General features: G+C 26.4%; 26 protein-coding genes. 6 read left to right on the forward strand and 20 right to left on the reverse strand.

Going from position 1 to position 25,950, the window contains the following annotated elements; translation table 11 throughout:
* Window positions 1-10: 10 nt before the first annotated feature.
* On the reverse strand, window positions 11-604 hold the full coding sequence (locus X274_RS11360) for a GNAT family N-acetyltransferase (protein WP_052913101.1): 594 nt from the start codon (window positions 602-604) through the stop codon (window positions 11-13).
* Window positions 605-776: 172 nt separating this feature from the next.
* On the opposite strand from X274_RS11360, the gene X274_RS11365 reads away from it, so the two are divergent.
* The 6 genes from X274_RS11365 (at window position 777) to X274_RS00830 (ending at window position 6,766) form a co-directional block, all read left to right on the forward strand.
* Complete coding sequence (locus X274_RS11365) at window positions 777-1,217, forward strand: LPP20 family lipoprotein (RefSeq protein WP_052913102.1); 441 nt, start codon at window positions 777-779, stop codon at window positions 1,215-1,217.
* A 17-nt stretch (window positions 1,218-1,234) separates the two neighbouring features.
* Window positions 1,235-2,224: a 2-hydroxyacid dehydrogenase gene (locus X274_RS00810; RefSeq protein ID WP_047264878.1), complete on the forward strand. Its 990-nt coding sequence runs from the start codon at window positions 1,235-1,237 to the stop codon at window positions 2,222-2,224.
* Between the two features lie 20 nt (window positions 2,225-2,244).
* A complete protein-coding gene (locus X274_RS00815; RefSeq protein WP_047264979.1) occupies window positions 2,245-3,228 on the forward strand; it encodes a PhoH family protein in 984 nt (327 codons plus the stop codon).
* Window positions 3,229-3,262: 34 nt separating this feature from the next.
* Complete coding sequence (locus tag X274_RS00820) at window positions 3,263-4,582, forward strand: HDIG domain-containing metalloprotein (protein ID WP_255350141.1); 1,320 nt, start codon at window positions 3,263-3,265, stop codon at window positions 4,580-4,582.
* Complete coding sequence (gene ybeY, locus X274_RS00825; RefSeq protein ID WP_047264880.1) at window positions 4,572-4,997, forward strand: rRNA maturation RNase YbeY; 426 nt, start codon at window positions 4,572-4,574, stop codon at window positions 4,995-4,997. The genes X274_RS00820 and ybeY overlap by 11 nt, the downstream gene beginning before the upstream one ends.
* Window positions 4,998-5,521: 524 nt before the next feature.
* A complete protein-coding gene (locus X274_RS00830) occupies window positions 5,522-6,766 on the forward strand; it encodes a DUF1015 domain-containing protein (RefSeq protein WP_047264881.1) in 1,245 nt (414 codons plus the stop codon).
* An 18-nt stretch (window positions 6,767-6,784) separates the two neighbouring features.
* Here X274_RS00830 and X274_RS00835 read toward each other — a convergent pair whose 3' ends face one another.
* The 19 genes from X274_RS00835 to X274_RS00925 form a co-directional block, all read right to left on the reverse strand.
* Complete coding sequence (locus tag X274_RS00835) at window positions 6,785-7,669, reverse strand: DUF5685 family protein (protein ID WP_047264882.1); 885 nt, start codon at window positions 7,667-7,669, stop codon at window positions 6,785-6,787.
* A 14-nt stretch (window positions 7,670-7,683) separates the two neighbouring features.
* The gene (locus X274_RS00840) at window positions 7,684-8,919 is read right to left on the reverse strand and encodes a hypothetical protein (protein WP_047264883.1); all 1,236 of its coding nucleotides are present in this window, start codon (window positions 8,917-8,919) and stop codon (window positions 7,684-7,686) included.
* 11 nt (window positions 8,920-8,930) lie between these two features.
* Window positions 8,931-10,070 carry a GspE/PulE family protein gene (locus X274_RS00845; RefSeq protein WP_047264884.1) on the reverse strand — a complete coding sequence of 380 codons (1,140 nt, stop codon included), beginning with the start codon at window positions 10,068-10,070 and terminating at the stop codon, window positions 8,931-8,933.
* On the reverse strand, window positions 10,060-11,172 hold the full coding sequence (ftsZ, locus tag X274_RS00850) for a cell division protein FtsZ (protein ID WP_047264885.1): 1,113 nt from the start codon (window positions 11,170-11,172) through the stop codon (window positions 10,060-10,062). Before ftsZ ends, X274_RS00845 begins: the two co-directional genes overlap by 11 nt.
* Window positions 11,162-12,472, reverse strand: coding sequence for a cell division FtsA domain-containing protein (locus X274_RS00855; protein WP_047264886.1), 1,311 nt, complete (start codon window positions 12,470-12,472; stop codon window positions 11,162-11,164). Before X274_RS00855 ends, ftsZ begins: the two co-directional genes overlap by 11 nt.
* Window positions 12,473-12,482: 10 nt before the next feature.
* A complete protein-coding gene (locus tag X274_RS00860) occupies window positions 12,483-12,953 on the reverse strand; it encodes a DUF4894 domain-containing protein (protein ID WP_047264887.1) in 471 nt (156 codons plus the stop codon).
* A gap of 1 nt (window position 12,954) precedes the next feature.
* A complete protein-coding gene (locus X274_RS00865; RefSeq protein ID WP_047264888.1) occupies window positions 12,955-14,877 on the reverse strand; it encodes a DNA gyrase/topoisomerase IV subunit B in 1,923 nt (640 codons plus the stop codon).
* Window positions 14,874-15,179, reverse strand: a complete 306-nt coding sequence (locus X274_RS00870) for a DciA family protein (RefSeq protein WP_084822578.1) — start codon at window positions 15,177-15,179, stop codon at window positions 14,874-14,876. The genes X274_RS00865 and X274_RS00870 overlap by 4 nt, the downstream gene beginning before the upstream one ends.
* The gene (locus tag X274_RS00875) at window positions 15,176-15,997 is read right to left on the reverse strand and encodes an aminotransferase class IV (RefSeq protein ID WP_047264890.1); all 822 of its coding nucleotides are present in this window, start codon (window positions 15,995-15,997) and stop codon (window positions 15,176-15,178) included. Before X274_RS00875 ends, X274_RS00870 begins: the two co-directional genes overlap by 4 nt.
* A complete protein-coding gene (mtaB, locus tag X274_RS00880) occupies window positions 15,987-17,279 on the reverse strand; it encodes a tRNA (N(6)-L-threonylcarbamoyladenosine(37)-C(2))-methylthiotransferase MtaB (protein WP_047264891.1) in 1,293 nt (430 codons plus the stop codon). Before mtaB ends, X274_RS00875 begins: the two co-directional genes overlap by 11 nt.
* Window positions 17,276-17,737, reverse strand: a complete 462-nt coding sequence (locus X274_RS00885; RefSeq protein ID WP_047264892.1) for a CBS domain-containing protein — start codon at window positions 17,735-17,737, stop codon at window positions 17,276-17,278. The genes mtaB and X274_RS00885 overlap by 4 nt, the downstream gene beginning before the upstream one ends.
* Window positions 17,737-18,693, reverse strand: coding sequence for a 1-phosphofructokinase family hexose kinase (locus X274_RS00890; protein WP_047264893.1), 957 nt, complete (start codon window positions 18,691-18,693; stop codon window positions 17,737-17,739). Before X274_RS00890 ends, X274_RS00885 begins: the two co-directional genes overlap by 1 nt.
* Before the next feature lie 198 nt (window positions 18,694-18,891).
* Entirely contained in the window at window positions 18,892-20,373 is a 1,482-nt protein-coding gene (gene murJ / locus X274_RS00895; protein WP_047264894.1) for a murein biosynthesis integral membrane protein MurJ, read from the reverse strand.
* A gap of 38 nt (window positions 20,374-20,411) precedes the next feature.
* Complete coding sequence (locus X274_RS00900; RefSeq protein ID WP_047264895.1) at window positions 20,412-20,789, reverse strand: CoA-binding protein; 378 nt, start codon at window positions 20,787-20,789, stop codon at window positions 20,412-20,414.
* Window positions 20,790-20,803: 14 nt separating this feature from the next.
* The gene (locus X274_RS00905; RefSeq protein WP_175419513.1) at window positions 20,804-21,679 is read right to left on the reverse strand and encodes an AEC family transporter; all 876 of its coding nucleotides are present in this window, start codon (window positions 21,677-21,679) and stop codon (window positions 20,804-20,806) included.
* A 42-nt stretch (window positions 21,680-21,721) separates the two neighbouring features.
* Window positions 21,722-22,912, reverse strand: coding sequence for a L,D-transpeptidase family protein (locus X274_RS11370; protein WP_052913103.1), 1,191 nt, complete (start codon window positions 22,910-22,912; stop codon window positions 21,722-21,724).
* Window positions 22,833-24,044: a bifunctional phosphopantothenoylcysteine decarboxylase/phosphopantothenate--cysteine ligase CoaBC gene (coaBC, locus tag X274_RS00915; RefSeq protein ID WP_047264897.1), complete on the reverse strand. Its 1,212-nt coding sequence runs from the start codon at window positions 24,042-24,044 to the stop codon at window positions 22,833-22,835. The genes X274_RS11370 and coaBC overlap by 80 nt, the downstream gene beginning before the upstream one ends.
* Window positions 24,025-25,428, reverse strand: coding sequence for a glutamate--tRNA ligase (gene gltX, locus X274_RS00920; RefSeq protein ID WP_047264898.1), 1,404 nt, complete (start codon window positions 25,426-25,428; stop codon window positions 24,025-24,027). Before gltX ends, coaBC begins: the two co-directional genes overlap by 20 nt.
* Window positions 25,421-25,948, reverse strand: coding sequence for a TIGR00725 family protein (locus tag X274_RS00925; protein WP_047264899.1), 528 nt, complete (start codon window positions 25,946-25,948; stop codon window positions 25,421-25,423). Before X274_RS00925 ends, gltX begins: the two co-directional genes overlap by 8 nt.
* Between the last annotated feature and the right edge of the window lie 2 nt (window positions 25,949-25,950).

The raw sequence follows: 25,950 nt of genomic DNA on the forward strand, positions 1-25,950 counted from the left end.
TATCCCTCCATTAAAAATCAAGTATCATCTCGTAAAATCCTTTTATATCAAAATATTTTTTCCATAATAGTGGGATTTTATGAAATTTGACAGTTTTAAAACCTAATTTTTCATAAAGTCGTTTTGCTCTTATATTCTCTTTTATAACAAATAATTTAACTCCTTTTAATTTTTTCTTTTTAGCGTAATCAAACAAATAATATATGATTTTTGTCCCGATACCCAAACCTCTTTTATATGGAATAACAACAATATCATCTAATAATAAATACTCTCCACATTTTTGTGTATTAAGTAAACAAATACCTCTAAAAATGACTTTTAAAGTTTCAAATTTATATTCTTTTAAAATATCAATAAATTCTAAATTCAACCATGAAAAACCTTTATATTTTATAGCAGCTATTCCCGATATGTTATTATTGATATCTCTGGAAACAATAATATTATCAAAAATAATATAATTTTTGAGTAATTTTAAAGATTTTGTTTTAGTTAAAAAAACAGGTTTGAATTTTTCATAAAAGGTATTATATAGTAAAGTTACTATATAATTCTTTTCCTCTTCATTATGAATACCAAAGGATATTTTTACTTCTTTCATGATTTCACCTCACGGTAAAAAGAAATATACCATCATATATTAATTATATCATTATTATGTTTATTTATTTTAAAATTTTGTGTTCAAAAATCCAATATAATCAGAAAAGAATAAAATCAATTTGTGGTATAATATAGATGAATTTCAAATTAAAAATTTGGAGGGGATATGAATGAAAAAGGGATTTGTATTGGTTTTGGCCGTTTTTATGTTTTTTCTAACTTCTTGTAGTATAATGAATTCAACCCCTTTTTCTCAACCTGAAAATCAAAAAGGGGCCGCTTACCATGATTTTAAAGGATTTGGGATTATAGATTATAAAGCTTTTCCTCAGGTTGCACAAGCTAAATTAGCTGCTCTTGAAGCTGCAAGGCAAGATGCTTATTCTAAAGCTGTAGAATATATTTATGGAGTTTATATTGATTCAAAAACAACAGTTAAAGATTTTGTTTTAAAAGAAAAAAATATTGAATCATCGTTATGGGGAGTAATTAGAGGAGCCCAACAAATAGATGAAGGTTTTAATATGACAGAAGGGATGGCATATGTAACTATTAGAATATTTAGAAAAGATATTGAAGAACTATTAGGTAAAAAATTAAAAAATTTCTAATATGGGAGTGAGTTTTTTTGAAATTCTTATTTTTACACAAATTTAATTCATATTGGGATAAAAAATTAAATGAATTAAAGTTAGATTATCCTGATATTGAGATTATTTTTCCAGAAAAAGAAAAATTATCAAAAGAAGAATTATTAAAAGATGTGGATGCAATAATCGGCGGATTTATTACAAAAAAAGAACTTGAATTTGCTAAGAAATTAAAAATTATTTTTGTCCCTTTTGCTGGTGTTGAACAATTACCATTAGATGATTTAAAAGAACGAAATATTATTATTTCAAATGCTCATGGAAATGGAAAGTATGTTGCAGAAAGGGCTGTTGCTTTAGCATTAGCTTTGCTTGGAAAAATTATTTATTTTCATAATGATTTAAAAAAAGGAATTTGGCATGGTTTTACTGTTGGTGAATCTATTTTCGAATCATGGAATTCAATTCAAGGAAAGAAAATTGGAATTTTGGGATTTGGGGCTATAGGTCAAAATATAGCTGAATTTTTAAAACCGTTTAATACAAAAATTTATATTTTAAAAAATCATAAAATTAACAAATTACCGAAAAACGTAGATGAAATTTATTATAATGTTGATAAAATTATTGAAGATAGTGAAATATTATTTTTAACGCTTCCTTTAACAGAGAAAACTTATGAGATTATTAACGAGGAACGATTGATGAAAATGAAGGATAAATTTTTAATAAATGTAGGTAGAGGAAAATTAATTCATGAGGAAGGTTTATACAACGCTTTAAAAAATAGAATTTTAAAAGGCGTTGCTTTGGACGTATGGTTTAATTATCCAACTTCAAAAAGCAAAAATGTAATGCCTTCAAACTATCCTATTTGGGAGTTTGATAATGTAATTCTTTCACCTCATGTTGGTGGATATTCATATCATGCTACTACCGCAGGAATTAATTATACGATAGATAGTATAAAAAAATATTTAAAAGAGGGTATGCCGCTTTCAATTGTTGATTATAATAAAAAATATTGATAAATTAAGAGGTGATTTTTATTAAAGAATATATACCTGTCCCAAAAGATATTGAATTAATTGAAATATTCGGTACGCATGATAGCAGAATTAAATATTTGAAAAATAAATTTGATGTAAAAATATCTTATGTGGAGAATAAAATCGTTCTTAATAGTGAAAAAAAGAAAAATATAAATAAGGTAAAAAAAATTTTAAAAGAGGTTGTTGATATTACTTCAAATGGTCATTTGCTTGATTGGACAGAATTTCAATATATTGTTTCTTTATACGAAACTGAAAATGATTTGAAAAAATCACAAAAAACAAATTACAATCAGGTTGTTAATACAACTGTGAGTGGTGTGCGAGTGCAGGCGAAAACTCATGGACAATCAGATTATATAAAAATCATGAAAGAAAACGATATAGTTTTTTGTATTGGTCCAGCTGGAACTGGAAAAACCTATTTGGCAGTTGCAATGGCAGTAGAATTTTTAAATACTGGAAGAGTTCAAAGAATAATATTAACAAGACCGGCTGTTGAAGCAGGAGAAAAACTCGGATTTTTACCGGGAACATTATATGACAAAGTTGATCCTTACTTAAGACCTTTATATGATTCACTTATGGATTTTATAAATGCAGATAAAATTATAGAATATAAGGAAAAAGGTATTATTGAGGTTGTGCCCCTGGCTTATATGCGGGGAAGAACTTTAAATAATGCGTTTATTATACTTGATGAAGCTCAAAATAGTACATATTACCAGATGAAGATGTTTTTAACAAGAATAGGTTTTAATTCAAGAACGGTTATTACCGGGGATATTACTCAAATTGACCTTGAAAATAAAAAAGATTCTGGATTGCTAATTGTTCAAAAGGTATTAAAAAATATTAAAGGGATCTCTTTTATAGAACTAACTGAAAATGATGTTGTAAGAAATCCTTTAGTTAAAGAAATAATAAAAGCTTACGATAAATATGAGAAAACTAAAGGTGAAGAATATGGAAAAAAATAAAATATATCAAAATTTTTTCTTTTTTGCCAATTTTATGTTTTTATTTTTGATTACGGAAATTTTATTATGGCGTGATTTTACATGGAGTTTTTTATTTAACTTCATAATAATTTTTTTTCCTTTTTGGTATTTAATAATTATGTATTTAATAAGAAAAGATAGAGCCTTTAATTTACACCCGTTAAATTATTGGTTTGCATTTATTATAATCCTGGATTCAGGTATAATTTTAAACCTATTTTCATTAAAATATTTTTCCGATCCTGCAGTAACACCTTTATTTACCGTTGTAACAATTACACTTATGATGAATTTTTATATAGGCTTTTTATCTTCTTTAGTTTTTTCTTTTTATTTTTCATTTTTGTTTGGGTTTCCTTTAAAAACATTTATTACACTTTTTGTTATAGGAATAATAAGTGCATATTTAAGTAAGAATTTATATTCAAGAGTAAGAATGGTAATCCCTTTTTTGGGCGCAACTATTTCACAGATTATAATATATTTAATTTATAATAATTTTGATTTTGAAGCTATTCCACAAATTTTTATATCAAATTTGATACAGATGCTTTTTCTTTTAGGTGTATTGCCGTATCTTGAATATATTACACGTGTTTATTCGGATATAGGTCTCCTGGAATTAGGAAATTTGAATCACCCATTATTACGAAAATTATCTTTGAATGCATCTGGTACGTATTATCACAGTTTAATTATTGCGAATCTAGTTGAAAGTGCATCTGAAGCAATAAAGGCTAATCCTATACTATTGAGAGTAGGTGCATATTTTCATGATATAGGTAAATCATTAAGACCTTTATTTTTTACAGAAAATCAAAAAGGATTTAATCCACATGATAGAATAAATCCAAAACTAAGCGCTTTAATTCTCAATCTTCATGTAATAAAAGGTAAAGAATTAGCAAGAAAATATAAATTACCAATTTTGATTGAAGATCTGATTGTTCAGCATCATGGAACAAGAATAAAACGCTATTTTTTTCATAAAAGTATAGAATTAAAAGAAAACCTTTCAACCGATTTATTTAAGTATCCCGGTCCTATACCTCAATTTAAAGAAGCAGCAATATTAATGATTGCAGATAATATTGAAGCAATGACCAGGAGTATGCAAAAAATAAATAAAAAAAATATTGAAGAAAAAATCGATAATTTGATACAGGATTTATATTTTGAAGGACAATTGGATGATTGCGGACTAACTTTAAAAGAAATCAAAAAAATTAAAAATGCTATGATTAATACAATATTAAACATGAACCATTCAAGAATTAGTTATCCAGAAATTCCAAAAGAACTTCTAAAAGAGGTGTCAAAAAATGAAAATTAATATTTTTGATAATCAGGAAATTGAAAATATTGATATAAAAAAAGTAGAAAATATTACAAAAAAGGTTTTATTATCTGAAATTGGCGATGAAGATTATGAGTTAAATATAGTTATTACAGATAACGAAACTATAAAAGAATATAATGAAAAATATAGAAATAAAATTGGGCCAACAGACGTTTTATCTTTTGAATACGGTGTAAATGAAGACATAATAGGTGAAATTATTATCTCAGTTGAAAAAATAAAAGAACAGGCTCCAGAATTTAATAATACATTTGAAGAAGAATTTTTTTATATATTAATTCATGGAATATTGCATATCTGTGGTTATGACCATTTAAAAGAAGAAGAAAAGAAAAAAATGTTTAAAATACAGGATGAATATTATAAAAATTTATTTAAAACCATATAAAAAATAATGAAAAATTTTCAATATACGCTGTTTAAAAAGTCAAATTCACTCAGGCAGCTTGATTACTTATCCTTAAAATTATTCATTCTCAGCCGTCGCTCAGATTTTTCATCCATGAAAAAGTTTCACTCAAAAAAACATCCTGTTTTTTTGACGGCTTTCATTTACGCTTAGATTTTTTAGGTATAAAAAATCTAAGGGAAAAGGATTTATAATTATATAATAAAAATTATTTTTTCCAATTACCCGCTGTAAGAGAGCAATAGCTCGAAGGTTTTTTTATTAAAATCCAATTTTTAATCCAATAACCCACCGTAGGTGCGTTAAGGGCAATCTTCGAGCCTTCATTTCATTTTAGACTTTTTAGACAGCGTATTTTAATATATTACATGAAAAGAATGATGATTTTTTTACTTAATTGAAGTTATTTAACTGCTAATACCTTAGTTTTGAAAAGAATATATTTGATGATTGACAAACTAATTGTTATAATAAACTCAGAAATAGAAAAAGGAGGTAAAAAAATGTCGTTAATAAGACCATTTAAAGGGTTGAGACCAAAAAAAGAATTAGTTGAAGAATTTTCATGCCCTCCATATGATGTTCTTGAAGAGGAAGAGGTTAAAGAAATTGTTACTAAACATCCTAATAACTTTTTAAAAGTAACAAGAGCTGAAGTTGAATTTGATGAAAATATCGATCCACATAGTGAAATTGTTTATAAAAAAGCTAAAGAAAATTTAGAAAATTTTAAAAAAGAAGGTATTTTAATAGAAGAAGAAAAACCAGCTCTTTATTTATATCGAGAGACATGGAATGGTCATTCTCAAACAGGGATTTTTGCAACTTTTTCGGTTGATGAATATCAAAAGGGTTTAATTAAAAAACATGAGTTAACAAGGCAAGATAAAGAAGACGATAGAACTAAACATATAATGATTTTAGAAGCTCAGACAGGTCCTGTATTTTTAACCTTTAAATCAAAAGAAAATATAAAAGAGTTAATAAATACAGGAATTGATAAAGCAGAAAAAATTTATGATTTTAAAGATGAAAAAAATGTTTATCATGAATTGTGGGTTTTAAGTGATGAAAATTTAATTAAAGAATTAGAAAAAGCATTTAGTGAGGTTGAAGCATTATATATTGCAGATGGACATCATAGGGCTGCAGCAGCTTCAAGAACAAAGGAAATTTTGAAATCAAGAAACCCACAGCACACAGGAAATGAAGAATATAATTTCTTTATGGCTGTTGTTTTTCCACATGATGAATTGAAAATTCTTGATTACAACAGAGTTGTGAAGGATTTAAATGGATTAACAGATGAAGAATTTATGGAAAAGTTATCTGAAAATTTTGAAATTTTTGAAGTTAAAGAAACACCATATAAACCAAAATCAAGACACGAATTTGGAATGTATATAAATAAAAAATGGTATTCACTAAAAGCCAAAGATTCTATTATAGAAGAAAATGATCCTGTAAAACAATTAGATGTATATATTCTGCAAAATTATTTATTATCTCCTATATTAGGCATAGAAAATCCAAGAAAAGATCCAAGGATACATTTTATTGGAGGTATTAGAGGAGTAAAGGCTCTGGAGGAATGGATAGATGGCAAAAATTGGAAAGTGGCATTTTCAATGTATCCGACATCAATAGAAGAATTAATGGCTGTTGCAGATGTAAACAAAACGATGCCTCCAAAGTCAACGTGGTTTGAACCAAAATTAAGATCAGGATTGTTAATACATGAAATATAAAATAACCCCTATCAGGGGTTATTTTATATTTAAGTATATATTTTTGGAATTTATATGGGAAATATTTTTCTCAGGCATTTTGTTATTGGAGTAAAACAATTTTTCTATTTTTGATTTATGATAAGAGGCACTAAAAGAAAATAATTTCTTTGCAAAATGTTTGTTTTTTATATTGGAGGTTTCAAGTATGTCTAATATATTTTTTATTGAATAGTCTATTATAAAGTTTATAAATTCTTTATTTTCTTTGTCTAAAACGTTTAATTTGTCTATATGAAACACTCTTTTAAAAGGATTAAAGTTCTTTTTTTTAATATCTTTTTCAAGATCATATATGGCGTCGAAAAGATAAATTAATGTTCCTATATAAGTACTAAAGTCATCTGAAAAAAATATTTGATGTTTATTTAAAATCATCTGGATAATTTTTATTGATGGAATAAAATACTCTTCAAATTCTAATGTTTTATTCTCTATTTTAAATTGTTCATTTAATATGTTTTCATACGTTTCAATAAAATCTTTTCCATAATAATATATAAGTTTTCTTTTTAAAAATTTTATAAAAACAACCAATTTATTTAAATTACTATCATGCAATTTATCATATATTTTACCATATATAATCAAAGCATTTAAAAATGAAAATTCATCGAATATTTCAATATTTTTATAAATATACCGTTTTTTAAAACCTACCCATGGGCACGTAATTTCTTCAATATTTTTTTCATTAAATTCTACTTTTAATAAAGAAAAAAATGAAACTTCTCTTATAATAAACATCCTGTAAAAATTGCCAAAATTTCTTTTTAAAGAATGACAAATCGAACAATAATGACTTATATAGTTTAGTCTTTCTATTTTAGTTGGCTTAAAATAAAGTGATATATATCCATACAATTTTATTACCTTCCTTATTTTGAAATTCCAACATATAAATCCATACTTCTTTCAATTGTATTTTCGTTGGATTTGACAGCAAATATTAACCTGTAATTACCAGGAATCGATAGTTTGACTGGTGGATTAGATGAAATAAAATGGATAATAGATTTTCCACCAGCATTTATATAAACTCTTTTTTTCTCATTATTTTCATAGTTAAAAACTATGACATTATTTTCTAGATTAATCAATCTAATAGTATATCCTTCAATTTCTAAAAATTTTTCTTTTTTAAAATTAAGATTGTTTATATAAAAATATCCTTCAAATAAATGATTTACCGGATAAAAAAGGTAAGTATCTACAGATAAATTTATATTTTTCAATCTTTTTTCAATATTATCAGTTATCGCTAAAGGAATATATACTACTTGATTAAGTTTATCATTAACAAAATATAATTCATATATACCTTTTTCTATGGGAGGAATATTTATTTCATATGATTTAGCTTCTAAAGTTTTTAATAATGTATAACCAAAGTTTATTGGAATCTCTTTTTTTAATTTTCTATTTTTTGTATAAATTTTTAATTTTCCAATAATATTAACGTTTTTTGTTTCTGCAGAATAATTTTTAACTTCAATATATAATTTTGGATATTCATTTGTTAAATAAAAAGCTTTATCCAGATAAATATTATATTTGATAGTATGTATATATTCAATCTCTTTTTTTAATTTAATTATTCTTCCATTATAATTAAATTGTGTTTCTATGATATAATTCCCGTTTGGTATTTTTGATATGGGATTGATAGAATTTAAATCGAAAATTTTTTTATTTTCTAAAGGTTGTAATTTATAAGAAATTATATTGTTATATTCAAATTTATAAAAAGTCGTACTTGCAGAATTTGTCATTTTGTATATAATAAATTTAAATGAATCTATTTTTATATCTTTTACTGCACTACCGGTGTTAAACATATTAACAGTAATTTCTAAATTATCCGGAAAAGTGTATTTATTCGATGCTAAAATTGAAAAAGAAATACTATTTATCATTACTGAATCTCCAAAATTATATCTTGGAAAGTAATACTTAGAGGAAATTATTACAATAATAGCAAATAAGGATATAAAAATTATAATTAAGTTGTTAATTCGTTGTCGCTTTTTTTGAATTTTTCTTAAATTATCCTTTTTTTCTTTTTCTTCATCATATTTTTTCCAATCTTCAGGTGTTTTACTATAATATTTCATAAAACTCACCTCTAATTTGTGTTCATATAGGATTTAAATTCTTTTTGAGATATTAATCCTTTAACAAGTAGATTATTCAACTCACTTTCATAGGAAGTATAAAAAGTTGTATTTTTGATTTTTGAGATATCATCTCCTCTGAAGAATTCTTTAATAAATTCATTGATTTCAAGAATTTCAAAAATTGGTTTTATTGATTTATAACCAGTATAATGACATTTTTGACATCCTTTATTATTTTCATCAATATAGCAGTCACACAATAACCTTACAAAATTCTGATTAAATATTATTTTTACAGAATCAAGAATATCATTTAATGCTATACCCTTTTCAGTAAGACGATTTATTACGTTAAAAACATTGTTAGAATGGATGGTTGAAAATACCAGATGGCCAGTCATTGCAGCTTCAATAGTTAATTTTGCCATTTCTTCGGTTCTAATTTCTCCAGTCATTAAAATATCAGGATCATGTCTTAGTATATTTTTTAATATACTGGTTTTTTCAGAATCATCTTTTATTTCAATTTGTTGGGCCCCAGGAATATTGTATTCAAGTGGATTTTCAATAGTTATAATTTTCTTTTGAGAGTCTTTTAATAAATTAATTAAAATATAAGCTAGTGCTGTAGATTTTCCACTTCCGGTTGGACCAGAAAACAATACAAGACCATTTTTTAATAATTTAATTTTTTCCACATAAGAAATAAAAATTTCTGGATAATTTAAATTTTCTTTGATTAAATCAGAAATATCTTTAAGCTTTCTAATTACACAGTTTATGCCATTTATATTTTTTATTAAAGAAACTCTAAAGCGATGATTATAAAAAGTAAAGGACCCATCTGACGGATCCCTGTCGTTAATAATATCTATTCCTGATAGTATTTGAATCTTGGTTAGTATATTTTCATAGGTTTTTTTAGAAATTTTATCAAATTCAATTAATGAAGTATTGAAGCGATAGGATACAAGAGAAAAATCTTTATATGCTAAAAAATGTAAATCCGTAATCTTCTCCTGAAGAAGAAGATTTAAATAATTTTCTAATAAAATTTCCTTGTTATATTCAGTCGATATAAATTGTCTGTTTATCTTTTTATTAGAATAAAGCTGTTGAATAGCAATTTTTTCTAAATTATTCTTCATAATCTCCCTGCTGTGCTTCTAAATATTTTTCTAATTTTATTCGTTCTTCATTTAATACATTATTTCCAAATAATCTATAAATTGCAGGTATTTCATATATATTTTCCCCATCAAAATCATTTAATATTTTATTATATCCCGCAGCAACAATGGTTACTTTTAATTCATCGGGTTGCATATCATCTACTTCCGTAATACCATATTTCAAATTAACTTCATCAGTTGAATAAGAATGAAGTATAGATGTGACGGTTTTTAAATCCTTTAATGTTGGATTCTTACCAGAAACATTTACCAAAGCTGCAGTAGCATTTTGTACAGAATTTTCCAAAAATTTTGAATTTAATGCATTTTTGGCGGCCTCTTCTGCTTTGTTTGGACCTTTTCCCCAGCCAATTCCTAACATAGCAGAACCACGTCTTTTTAATACAGATTCAACATCAGCAAAGTCGGTATTTACCAACCCTTTTTTAGTAATTAAATCAGAGATTCCTGTAATTCCCTGATACAATATATCATCAGCTTTTGCAAAGGCTTGTCTAATAGGAATATCATCATTATCTTCTAATAATTTATCATTAGAGATTTTTATTAAGGTATCAACATATGGCTTTAATTTATTTAATCCACTGTTTGCAATCTTTTGTTTTGTTGAACCTTCAAAATGAAAAGGAATAGTTACAACAGCAACTGTTAATATGCCTAATTCGCGTGCTATTCTGGCAATTACAGGAGAAGCCCCAGTTCCAGTTCCACCACCAAAACCAGCGGTAATAAAAAGCAGGTCTGTCCCCTGAATTGTTTCTCTAATTTCATCTACACTTTCTTCAGCAGCTTTTTCACCCTTCTCTGGATTACCTCCAGCTCCTAACCCTCTTGTTAATTCTTTGCCAAGTTGTAGTTTGAATTTTGCACTACTTGCTTCTAATACCTGAACATCTGTATTAGCAGCAATTAAATCAACATCAGATACTCCTAATCTTATCATTCTTTCAATTGCATTATTTCCGGCGCCGCCAACACCTATAACCTTAATAACATATTTTGGTCTTTTATGAAATATTTCTTTCGGTTCATTTTCAATAGGTAAATTAAATGGCATCTTCATTACCTCCTAAAAGGATTCTTCCCAATCTTGAAAAGAAACCACCCTTTTTCTCAACTTTTTCTTCTGTATAAGTATTCTCATTATATGTTTTTGCATCTTCTATGTATAATTTTGGTATATTTGTTCCACTGAAATATAAATTTATAGTTCCTATAATTGGTGAATATAACGGATCTTTATATAACTCATCAGCATTATCAATGTAAAAATTATTGATATTATTTGAAGCAACACCTAATCGAGCTTGGCTTCCCATAAAGTCGGAAATAGTTTTTTCAATATTCTTAATTCTTGCCCCGCCACCTGTATGAATAATTCCGGCTTGAAGACCTCCTGCTATTTCAAGAGTATTTTCATATTCCAATTTTGCAAGATCGCTATTTAATTTATTGATTATTTCTCTCGTTCTTGCAAAAACAATCTTATTAAGTAAATTCTGTGTGGTATATTCATAATGATCTCCTACCAAGCTTAAATAATCTACTTTTTTTACTATTTTTGTGTCCTGCAAACATACTGCATGTTCTTCTAATAATCTTAAGGCTTCATTTTCTGAAGTTTTTAATACATGCATAATATCTTTTAAAACATATTCTAATCCGACTTCAAAGTCTAAATAAAATTTTGGAATACCATCTTTAAAAATAAGCATTCTTGCTTTAGAATGACCAAGGTCTATAATTCCAACTCCAAGATTTCTATCTGACGTGTTTGTAACGCCGTAAGCTGAAGCAAGTGTTGAGTCGTATATTGGAATTTCTCCTTCAATTAAATTTTTTATTGTATTTCTAATTGGAGCAAAAGAATTTTCTGGAACCCATACAACATTTATAACTGCATTTAAACTATAATTTGATACAAATGCAACAGGATTTTTTACCTTTTTGTCATCAACTTCAAAATTCACAAATTTAATATCTAAAACTTCCTTATTTAATTCTGAATATTTTTGTTGAATGTTGGATTTTATTTTTTCTAAATCGCTTTCTGTAATTTCTTTAGGTTCAGAAAATTCCAATGTATAACTTTCTCTTGAAATTTTTAATTCATTGGTAGCATATGATAAAACTATATCTATTTCTTTAGCTTTGCTATTTTCCCCTTCTAATGTAAATATTACATTTTCAATTTTCCTTCTTAATGCTTTAACATCCTGAATTTGTCCTTTTATAATTCCTTCTGCTCTTTCTAATGCTTTTGATATAAGTTGATATTTCCCTTTATTTTCTTCTAATGCTATTCCTTTGATGAAGTAATTCCCAACATCAATTGCATAAATAACCTTTTTGGCCATTTTATCCCTCCTAATAAATGCTAATTAAACTACCTCCAGAGAGAAGAAAATAATTCCCCGGTTCTTTTTTTATTAATTTTGTTATCGTATTATCAAAATGATTCAAAACATCTTTCCATGAATTAAAGAATAGTTTATAACCGATATTAATATAAATAATTTTTTTTTCAAAGTTAATTTTTGAAATATAACTTAATTGTTCTATAGATAATTTTGCAAGATCATCTTTATAAATAAAATAATCATTGAAATCTATAATTGGATAACCAACAATTGGTACATCTGAAATTTTAAAAATTATTTCATCTTTATTTAAAAGAAGATATCTGCTATTAAATTCTACCACACATATAGGCTGTTGTATTACGAATAAGTTTCTAATATCTTTGTTTTTTGTAACGAAAAATTGGAAAATCATATAAAAAATTATGAATATATACATCATAATTAGTACAAATAATACGTTACGAGCTGTGTTCATATTAAATATCTAACTCCTTGATTTTTAAAGCGTGTTCTTCTATAAACTCTCTTCTGGCTGATGGATCATTTCCCATTAATATCTCTAAAATTTCTTCTGTTTCAATAAGATCATCTATATTTATTTTTATTAATTTTCTTTTTTGAGGATCCATTGTTGTGTCCCATAATTGATCAGAATTCATTTCTCCAAGACCTTTATATCTTTGAAGTAAATATTTTGGATATTCATTTTTTAACTTTTCTAATTCTTCATCGCTATACAAATATGTTTCAAATTTTCCTGCTTTGAATTTATATAGAGGAGGTTGTGCAGCATATATTCTACCTTCTTTAATAAGTTCAGGCATAAATCTAAAAAATAAAGCTAATAAGAGAGTTCTTATATGCGCTCCATCAACATCAGCATCAGTCATAATAATGATTTTACCATATCTTAATTTTTTAATGTTGAAATTGTCGCCAATTCCTGTCCCTATAGCTGATATTATATTTGAAACCTGTTCATTTTTCATTAATCTTTCAATATCATGTTTCTCAACATTGATAATCTTTCCTCTTAATGGAAGAATTGCCTGGAAATTTCTATCTCTTGCCGTTTTAGCATTTCCACCAGCAGAATTACCTTCTACGATGAATAACTCCGTTTCGTCCAGATTAGTTGAAGTACAATCCGCTAATTTTCCTGGTAAAGGTGAGTTTTCAAAGATAGATTTTCTTTTAACCTTATCTCTAGCCTTTTTCGCATTTATACGTGCTCTTGCAGCTTCTTTAATACGTTCAAAAATCATTTTTGTATCTTTAGGATGTGAATCCAAAAACTTTATTAAATATTCGGATAAAATTTCATTTACTGCAATTCTCACTTCTTTACTACCTAATTTAGCTTTTGTCTGACCTTCAAATATAGGATCTGGTAATTTAATACTTAATATAGCAATTAAACCTTCCCTTACATCTTCTCCGGTAAAGTTGTCTTCTTTTTCTTTTAAAAAACCATTTTTTCTGGCATATTCATTTATCAATCTGGTTAAAGTAGCCTTAAATGCTGACTCATGTTCTCCGCCTTCAATTGTTCTGATATTGTTTACGTAACTATATATATGTGGAAAATCATTACGTGTGTACATCATTGAAAACTCAACAATGATATCGGAGAAACCTTTACCTCTCGGATTTTTAACACTCCCTGTTCCAAAAATAGGGTTTTCGTGAATAGGTGTTTTTTTATTTTTTTTAACTAAAAATTCTAAAAATTCAGATATACCTCTTTCATATTTGAAGATACTTTTTTTATTTCTTTTTTCATCAATAAATTCAATTTCAAGTCCTGGATTCAAAAACGCCAATTCCCTTAATCTATTTTCAACAATTTGCCCTTCTACTTCAATATCGCCATTTTCAAATATTTCAGAATCGGGCTTAAATTTAATATGAGTTCCTGTTTTATTAGTTTCACTTAATATTTCTACCTCAGTTACCTTATTTCCTCTTGAATATTTTTGATAATAAATTTTTCCATTTCTATGAACCCAAACCTCAAGAAATTCAGATAAAGCATTTACTACAGAGGCACCAACTCCGTGCAATCCACCACTTATTTTATAGGTTGCATTATCGAATTTTCCTCCAGCGTGTAAAGTTGTAAATACAACTTCAAGAGTATCTTTTTTTTCTGTAGGATGAGGCCCGACCGGAATACCTCTTCCATTATCAATAACTTCTATTGTATTATCATCATTTATTTTTACGATTATTTTTGTACAAAATCCGCTCATATATTCATCGACACTATTATCAACAATTTCATATACTAAATGGTTTAATCCAGGTTTTCCAATGGAACCTATATACATACCAGGTCTTTTTCTTACTGGTTCTAAACCTTTTAAAACTTTTATATTATCTTGAGAATATTTATTCATTGATTAACACCTCCGGAAAATTTCAAATTTTTTATTTTATCCTGTTCAAGTATATTATTAATATCTTCTAAAATTTTTTTCTTTTTAAAGATAATTTCCTGTTTAATATAATTATTATCAACATACAAAAAAAGTGTGGAGGTTTTTAGATCCACATTAACTACCTCCACTGAGGTTAAACCATGTTTTTCAAAAACTTTTTGTACGATAAGTTTTAAATCTTTTATTAATAAAACTTTTTTTAGTATATTGTTTTTTTTACTTAATTCTTTAAATAATTCATTGAAATCTTTCATTTTCATTCCCAATAATTATTATTACTGATAATAAAATCATTCCAATAATTAATAAGTGTTTCGGTAGTTATTCCAGGAGCGTTAAAAGTAAAATTAGGAACAATTCTTCTAACAGGAATAATACCTACACTTGTATGAGTTAAAAAAACTTCATCAGCTGATAGTAATTCCCATACTTCAATATTTCTTTCTTCAAAATCCATATTAAAGCTTTCTATTAAATCTAAAACTATCTTTCTTGTTACACCCGGCAATATTCCAGAAGATATTGGGGGAGTGGTTATAACTCCGGCGGTAACTATAAAAATATTTGATTTTGTTCCTTCAGTTACATATCCAAATTCATTCAATACAATGGAATCATAATATGCATTATATTTTTGCCTTAGATAAAGACTATAACCATTTAAGTTTGTTTTAACATAATAAGGAATAACAGGGTTTTTTGGTTTTCTTTCACGAGAAATAGTTAATACAACACCACTTTCTCTTAAATCATCTATTTCAATTATAGGTTCTATGAATGCATAAAAAGATTTTTTCCGTGATGTATATTTATTTACTAATACTTTTATTCGAACATCACTTTTGCAATTTATTTTTTTTATACCATCATTTAATATATTTTTTAATTTATCATATTCAGGAATTTCCAGACCAAGAAACATAGCAGATTTTTTCAATCTTTCAAAATGGAATTTAAGAGCAAATGTATTTTTATTGTAAGTTCGTAATGTTTCATATGTTGAATACCCGTTAAAAAGTTCGAAATCCTCATTCATATAATTTTCTTTTTCAATCCATTTTTCTGAATCATAAAACATGAGAAATCACTCCAGTATTATTAATATTTTTTATTTTAACATCGTAAAATTCATTATTATTTAAAATATTATTTATTTTATGATAAACATAAAATTCATCATATCCATAACTAAAACTATTTTTTTTATCAACTTTTTCAATTAACACAGTTACTTTTCTATTTTTTAAATGCTCCAGATATTTTTTAGATGAATTTTGTATATACTTTTGTAATATTTTCATTCGCTCTTTTTTTATATTTCCAGGAATTTGTTCCTTCATTCGAGCAGCTTTTGTATTAGGTCTATTTGAATACCTAAAAGCATGAATGCGAGAAAAATTATATTTTTCTAAAAAATTAATTAACCTTTGAAAATCATTATCACTTTCTCCAGGAAACCCTACTATTAAATCTGCAGATATCGAAAAAAATGAATTTATAGAATATATTTTATCAAATAACATATGTAAATATTTTTCATTATATTTTCTACCCATATTTTTTAGAATATTATCAGAAATGTGTTGAAGTGATAGATGAATATGTTTTTCGAAAATACTGCTATCATTCAGTAATCTAATAATCTCTTCATCAATAAAATCAGGATATAAAGAACTTATTCTAAATCTAATATTTTTTTCTCTATATTTTTTATTTATATCAAAAATTAATTTTTTTAAATTATAATCTGTACTATAACCAAAATAAGATAAATTAATGCCTGTAAATATAATTTCCTTTATATTTTGAGATAATATATTATCAATACTTTCAAAAATTTGCTCTTTTTCTACACTTCTTATTTTATTTCCTCTGGCAAATATAATTCTACAATATGAACAAAATTCAAGACACCCTTCTTCAATTGGAAGAAAATATCTCGAATATGAATTATAAGGTTTAGAAGGTATAAATACTTCTTCCTTTTTCTTATTCCAATAATTTTTATCGACAAAAACACCTTCTTTATCAATATACTGCTCAATATATTTTTTTTCTAAGTTGCCAAGGATTAAATCTGCTCCAGCTTTTTTTAATTCTTCGACATTAGTATGAGCATAACATCCAACCACAATTATTTTTTTAGACATATCTTTCCTTTTTATGCTTCTAATTAACTGTTTTATTTTTCGTTCAGCTTCTGATGTAACAGTACATGAATTTATTAAAATATAATCACAATTATCCTTTTTATTATCGTAAATTACTTTGAAATTTAATTGTTTTAGCTTTTCACCGATAAATTCACTTTCAGCTTGATTTAATTTACATCCATAAGTAATAATATCTATTTTTTTCATTTCCACGATTCTTCCAAAATCCCCTTTGCTGCAAGACTTAATAATTTTATTCTTCTGACTATTCCAACTAATCTATTATCATAATCAACAACAGGAACTATTTTTAAGCTATTTTTTATTATTACATCTGCAACATGTAAAGCTGTATCATCGTAATAGACTTTTGTTGGACTTTTATCCATAATTTCCGATACAGGTTTATGCAAAATATTACTTAAACCTTTAATAAATTGTTGTGAATCAGGTATAAATGATGTGGACTGCATTAAAGACAGATATCCTGGAATAGATGCTTTTATTACCATGGATTCACTTAATAGTCCCACAAGATGAAATTCTTCATCTACAACAGGTAAAGCGGAATAACCATGTCTTTCGCATAATGTTATAAATCTTTCAATAGTCACATCTATCATTAAAGATGTCACATCTTTTAACATTATATCTTCTACCCTCATCATTTCACCTTCTTTGTTTCAAAATAATTAAAGTATCTATGTATTTCATCTATATTTTCAATATATTTTTCCACATGATGTACCTTTGCAATAGCCGTTGCCATACCAAACTTTGCAGATTCAAGAAAGTTTTTTCCATTTTTTAGAATATAATATATTATTCCAGTCATAAATGAATCACCAACGCCGAATAAATGAGATCTATCAATTGTTTCATTTACTTTAAAAAGCCATATTCCATCATTTGTTGCTATGATATCTCCTTCAACATGATAGCTTAAAACAGCTAATTTAGCTCCATGTTTAATTATATCTTCTGCTGCATAAATATAATCTTCTATATCCTTTAACTCATTATCAAAATATTTTTTTTCCTTTCTTAAATCAATCCTTACAACTTCAGGACATGCATTTTTAACAGCAATATTAAAATGCCTACCATTTGCTTCCATGTAAGTTGTTATATTTCTTTCGTGAGCTAAAGAGAACATTTTTGCATATATATCGTCTGGTGTATTTGGTGGAACGCTACCAGAAATCAAAACGTGATCTACCAGAGATAAAGAATTTATGTATCTTTGCATAAAATGTTCAATGTCTGCATCAGTTAATTTTGGTCCACTGGAATTAATTTGAGTAATTGTATGATTTTTTAAATCCAAAATCGCTATATTTTCACGAGTTTCTTCCTCTACAAAAATGAAATTAGCTGTAATATTTCTGTCTTCCAAAAGTTTTTCTAAAAAAACTCTTCCAACAAAACCACCTAAAAAACCTAAAGCCATATTTTCAATTCCTAATTTACTAAGCATTTTTGATACATTTACACCTTTTCCGCCAGGTTCCATGAGAGCATTTGAAGGATTTGAAATTCTAAACATTTCTCCACTTTTAAAATTTTCTATTATAATTTCTCTATCAAGAGATGGGTTTAAGGTTACTGTCATTACATCCATATTCGAGCCCCCTAATAATAAATTATTTTTCACTATAATTATACCACAAATCATTTAATTATATATAAATTTCAATTTAATTCGTTTCTCTAAATAATTACCGTGTCCGAAAATAAAGTATGGAAACTTGAAAATTGCATAGACGAAGAATTGGATGAATCTGCTTATAGCGCATTTTGGATGGTTAAATCCTTCATTTTATTTTTGTATAAATTGAATAATGGCTTTTAAATATTTTATTTTGAAAATATATGAGGAAATAAAGTAAATAAGAACTCCAGCAAAAACTAAAAAAATTGTATATAAATTAGAAGAGTGAATATTTTTTAGAATAAATAAACTTAAAATCATAATAATTGTCGAAATAATAATTTTAAAAATTTCTATATAATCAATTTTATTAAAATGAATAAAAAATTCCCAACCTAAAATCAGCATACCAACAAATCCTGAAATACTCGTAGCCAGTCCGATACCAGCAACACCCATATATTTTGCTAGAATAATATCTAGAATAATATTTATAAAAACCATAATAAATGAAATTCTGGTAGGTTTTTTTGTATTTAATTTTGAATAATAATTTCTAACTAAAATTCCGTGGATAGAATAAAATATTATTCCTATTGAATATGTTATTAGTGTAAAAGCAGTTATTATAGTATCTTTTTCTGTGAATGTACCACGCTGATAAATTAATTTTATAATATCGTTGCTTAAAAAAATCAAACCAAATGAAGCAGGAATAGTTAAAAACAGAGAAATTAATATGGCTTCTTTAAATTCAAATATGAATTTTTCTTTTTGTTTATTATGCGATAATTTGGACAATCTGGGTAAAATTACATTTGCGATACTAACCGAAAAAATTGCCAGAGGTAATTGGTATAATCTTAAAGCGTATTGTATAGTTGCAACACTTCCCTCGCCTGTCCATGTTGCTATGTTAGTATCAACAATACTGTTGATATGGGATATTGCAACTCCAAAAAAAGCAGGAATAAACATATTCATAATTTCATTAACATAATCTTTTTTTAAAGCAAAATAATAGTGAAAGAGCTTTTTCTTTTTTATATAAATAAATAAAAAAAGCAGTTGAAAAAACCCGCCTAAAAAAAAGCCAATAGTTGGTCCATAAATCTTTACTGAAAAATACGAAGAAAAAATTATACCCAATATGGTAAAAATATTTGTAATAGCTGGTGAAACAGCAGAAATAAAAAAATTATTTTCATTATACAATATTCCAGAAAATATTGACCATATAGAAATGAAAGTAATAAAAGGAAAAGTTATTTTTATAAGATTTGAAGATAATGATATATATTCAACATTCATACCGCTACCAAGAATTTTTACAAAAGATTGTGAGAAAAAAAGAACGAGAATATACAATGATACTGTAATAATAAGTAAAAGATTAATAGCAGTACTTGCAAAGATGTCTGCGTCTTTTCCTTTTTTTCTTGAATATAAAGGAATGAATACAGTTGAAAATGCTCCTTCTGCAAAAATTCTTCTTAAGAAAAATGGTAATAAAATAGCAATTATATAGGCATCATATTCGCCACTTCTACCAAAATAATATGCAAACAACATATCTCTAAATAATCCTAAAAATCTGCTAACCATAGTAGCCGAAGCAAATATCGCAGTAAATTTCATTATATCAGACATAATTCATCCTCCAATATTAAAAAAGCCCATACGGGCTTTTAGATAGTTTCAACCATTATACACTTATAAAATAAATATTCCACTTCAGAATCATTTAATGACTCAAGATATTTTTTTATTTCTTCTGATTCAGCTCCAGGTTGATACCAAAATTTTTTAAACCCGTGTTTATATGCTTCTTTTGTGATTTCTAAACCAATTTTTGGGGGAACTACAAAATTCAAAATGTCTACATTTGGTAAATCTTTTACACTTTTATAAGTTTTAATACCCTCGATTTGTTCATAATTTGGTGTTACTGGTAAAACCTCATATCCTTTTGAAATTAAATCTTTTAAAATTTTATAGCCATATTTAGATTTATTTGTGGTTGCACCAATCAAAGCAACTTTCCTAATTTTTTTCATATCAAACATTTTATCCCTCCATTCTAAATCATATTAATGAAATAATATAATAATGGTACAGTCAATATTGATAATAATGTGCTCACAAAAACCAGCAAATTACCAAGTGCAGGATTTATTTTTAATTCTTCTGTTATAAAAGAAACATTCATACCAACAGGCATTCCAACTTCAATAACAAAAACACCAGCTAATATGGGATCCAAATTCATAAATTTAACCAGAAAAACAGCGATTGTTGGAAAAATAACTAATTTGAAAATAGTAGTTAATATAGTATCATATAAATCATAAATTTTAATCTTAATTCTTGATAAAGAAACACCAATATTAATCAGAATAATAACAATACTGGCATCTTTTATCATTTCTATAGGCCGTGATAAAAAAAATGGTAAATTATTCCAATACAAACCATTTGCTCCCAAAACCCATCCTATTAAAAACCCCCATAACATAGGAAGTTTTAGCATATTTGTTAAACCTTTGCGAATATTTCCTGTTAATATTATTATACCAATAGAAAAAGATAGTAAGGTCATAACTATAACATAAATAACAGCTTTAGATATATATTCTTCACCAAATAAAGCTTCAACTACAGGGTATCCTAAATATCCACCATTAGAAAACATTAATGCAAAAGAAATGATACCTTTTTCAGCTTTTATTAAATTAAATTTTTTTAAAATAAAAGGAATTAAAATTGATAAAACAAATATTACTAAATATCCCATAAAATATGATTTTAATTCTTTAAATAAAGGGGGATGAGAGTTAATCGCGGTAAATGCCAGCACATTTCCAGCAATCCATATAGTTATTTTATTTAATATAGTATTATCCAGATCAAAAAAAGCCTTTCCAAAAATATATCCCAATAAAATTATTAAAAACAAAGGCAAAATTTTAAATAGGGTTAAAAGAAAAAGCAAACTAAATCACCTCGCAGATTTTAAAGCATAAACCTCTGTTCCAATTCCGGTTAAAAAGTCTAATAGTTCAACATCTTGATTAAAAAGTCTGATACAACCATGAGATATTCTTTTTCCAATTTCCCATGGTTTAGTAGTTCCGTGAATTCCATATTGTTCTTTGGACAATTGCAACCAACGGCTACCAACTCCATTAATGATTGAGCCAGGTTTTATGTATTCTCCATACCAGTATAAAGCGGGTTCTTTTTCTTTATACATTATTCTATAATAGCCTGGAGGTGTAGCATCACTTCTTCCAACTGCAGCCGGAAAAGTTAAAACTTTTTTTCCTAAATAATATAGATTAAGAATAGATTTATCAAGGTCTATAGTAATAATTAAAGGGCTTTCTCCAAATTTTAATTTTCCTATTTTTAGTAATTGTCCCGGATATATGGTTTTTGGATCAGAAATGTTATTATATAATATAATTTCACCAGGTTTAACATTAAATTTTCTGGCAATTTTATATATTGAATCTCCCTTTTTTACTAAATAATTATCAATAAATCGAACTTTATACGAGGCACCCTTTATATTTGAAGATGCATAAAACCATCCTTTTTTAAAAAATCTAATTGTTTTTTTTCTTTCAATCATATATTTATTTAAATAAGTAATATTAATTTCATGAAATCCATCTTCAAGTTTTTCTGGAAGATAATATAAATTATTTTCGCTATTATAAATTTTTATTTTCCTATCAATAAAAACATTTTTTATTTTAAAGTTTCTATTAGAATTGTTTACTAAAACACCTTTCCAACCATCAAGTGTTTCAATAGTAGAAACTTCTAAATTTATTTCTTCGAAAAATTCTCTTAAATCAAGGAAATTATTAATAATAATCTTTTTCCTTCCTGACAAAGAATCATATTCTATTTCTAAAGTTAAAATATCATTTTTACTAAAATCATTAATATTTACTCTTATATCGATATACGTTGGACTATAATTATAATCTGGTCTTACTCTAAACCCAGTATCAAACAAAAAGATTTTAGGATTTATTATCCTTTCTTCTGTAATTAATCTAAAATAAATAATATTATTCTGAAATTTTAAAAAAGTTATATTAGCTTTTGCCATTATAATTATCGGAAATATAATCAATAATCCTAAAAGCAATATATTTTTTAGAATTTTTTTCAACATGGGTAACATCTCCCATTTTATTTATTATGTAAATTTCATTTAATTCAGAATCAAATCCTATCTCTTTTTTTGAAATATCATTGGCTACGATTAAGTCACAATTTTTCTCTATTAATTTTTTCTTTGCATAATCAATTAAATTATTTGATTCAGCAGCAAAACCTACTAAAAACTGATTTTTGTTTTTTATCTTCCCCAATTCTTTTAAAATATCCGGATTTTTGATTAACTCAAGAGAAAAATTGGAAAGGTCTTTTTTTATTTTTTCTTTAGAATAATTCATCACTTTAAAATCAGAAACTGCTGCTGCCATGATAATAATATCAAAATCTTTATACAATTTCATAACTTCATTTTTCATTTCAAAAGCTGTATTTACTTTAATAAATTTTTTCAATATATATGGTGGTTTAATATGTGTTGGACCAGAAATTAATGTGACTTCAGCACCTCTATACGAAAAAGCTCTTGCTAACTCATATCCCATTTTCCCGCTGGATTTGTTGGTAATATTTCGAACAGGATCTATAGATTCAATTGTTGGTCCCGCCGTTATTAATACATTTTTTCCCTTCATATCTTTTTTTGTTAATGAATATTCTAAAAATTCTAATATCATATTATTTTCCGGATATCTCCCTTTTCCAATTTCTCCACAGGCCAGATGTCCAACTTCTGGTTCAACAATCAACCATCCATCGTTTTTTAAAGTTTCTAAATTTCTTTTTAATGCTGGGGATTCATACATTCTTGTATTCATTGTTGGAACAAGTATTTTAGCTTTTTTTCTAAAAGCCAGAGCTATCAAAGATAAAAGATCATCTGCAAAACCATTGGCAATTTTGGCTATTATATTAGCAGTAGCTGGAGCAATGATTAATGCATCAGCATTCATTGAAAGTTGAGTATGAGGTATCCAGCCATTATTTACATCATTCAAATCTGTATAAACGGGACAGTTTCCAACAGCTGAAAATACAACAGGAGATACTAATTTTTTTGCATTTTCTGTTAAAACAACACTCAGATTAGCGTTTGATTTTCTCAATTTAGAAGATAAATCTACAGCTTTATAAATTGCAATTCCGCTACTAACACCTAAAATAATATTTTTATTTTCTAAAATGTTCATATATAAACACCTCTGCTTTTTTAAAACGCGATAAAGTTTTTTCTTTACCTAAAATTGCTATAGATTCAAATAAGCCTGGTGTGACTAACTTTCCTAAAACAATGCCTCGTATAGTTTGAAATGTATTCTTTTTAGAAGTTATTTTTAAATCTGCAATATTTCTGATAACATTTTCAACATTTTCAACTGTATACTCTTCTAAATTTTCAAATTTTTCCTGTGATATTTTTATTAAATCAATTGCCCAATCTTTTTTCAAAAACTTATCGAGAAACTTATCTTCATAATAAAAATCATCAATAAAGAAATTATATGAAAAATCTTTTAACTGCTTTAAAGTATTAACTTTCTCCCTGCAAATCGATAAAACATTTAAAGAATATTCTTTATCTTCTTCGATTTTATTCTTTAAAGAAAAATCTTTTTGATAATCTAGCCATTCAATAAATTCAAAGTATAGACTTTCAATTTTTTTCATTCGCAAATGTTTTCCACACATCCATTCTAACTTTTCATAATCAAATACTACACCTTTATTTGAAATTTTTTGTGGAGTAAATAATGAAACTTTATCTTTAAAATTAAAAATTTCTTCTTCTACAGTCCATCCTAACAAAGCGAGATAATTCATTAAAGCATCACTTAATATACCTTCATTTCTGAAGTATTCAACAGTAGTACCGCCATGTCTTTTGCTTAAAGGTTTTTTATCATTACCAAGAATCAAAGGAATATGCATAAATTCTGGTACTTTCCATCCAAAAGCTTTATATAACATTATTTGTTTTTGAGTATTAGAGATATGATCCTCACCTCTAATAACATGGGTAATATTCATAAAGTGATCATCTATTACAACAGTGAAATTGTATACAGGAATACCATTAGAACGCAAAATTATAAAATCATCTAATAAATCATTTCTGAACTTTATATTCCCTTTCAATAAATCATTGAATTCAGTAAAACCTTTCTTATTAACTTTAAATTTAACAACAATACTATATTCTTTATAATTTTCCGGATAGGTATTTGAAACAAAAAATTCTTCATTATCATTATTATAAACAGCATAGTATGCCATATTTTTTTCAATTAATAAATTAATATATTTTCTGTATAATTCTAATCTTTCACTCTGCCTATACGGACCATAATTTCCATTAATATCCGGACCTTCATCCCAGTTTAAGTTACACCATTTTAAGGCCTCTATTATATTATCTTCAAACTCTTTTTTTGATCTTTCAGTATCTGTATCTTCTATTCTTAAAACAAACTTACCGTTATTTTTTCTAGCAAAAAGCCAGTTAAACAAAGCAGTTCTAACACCACCAACATGTAAATTCCCGGTGGGGCTTGGTGCAAATCTCAATCTAATCATAATATTCCTCCTGTAATTTTTTTAATAGTTCTTCCAGTTTGTTTAAATCATTAACAATATAAACTTCTGACAATCTTCTATTATCAAGATATTTTCCATCAATAAGAATTTTTTGAATTCTATCAGTCCATCCACCAGTACCACTTAATAAAATTACAGGTTTTCTATTTGCATATGCTCCTAAAATCTTTATACCAGTTCCAATTTCACCACCAATACTAATAATAACATCAACACTTTTAACCAACACATAAGACCTCATAGAAAAGTCAAGGCCTGTTTTTATTGAAATATCAAGATAATCATTTCCATTAATTTCCCAAGGTAATATTCCAACAGTTTTTCCTCCATGCTCCTTAACAGATTTGGAAATTAATTCCATAACACCATCTCTGCCACCGCTAAATAATGTCCAATTATTTTTAGATATAATTTTACCTAATTCAAATATAATGTTTTGAAGTGCTTTAATTGGTTCTTTTTCTGGATCTCCAGAATAACCTATAACGCCTATATTCATAA

Origin of the sequence: Marinitoga sp. 1155 (assembly GCF_001021175.1) — a bacterium.
GTDB lineage: Bacteria > Thermotogota > Thermotogae > Petrotogales > Petrotogaceae > Marinitoga.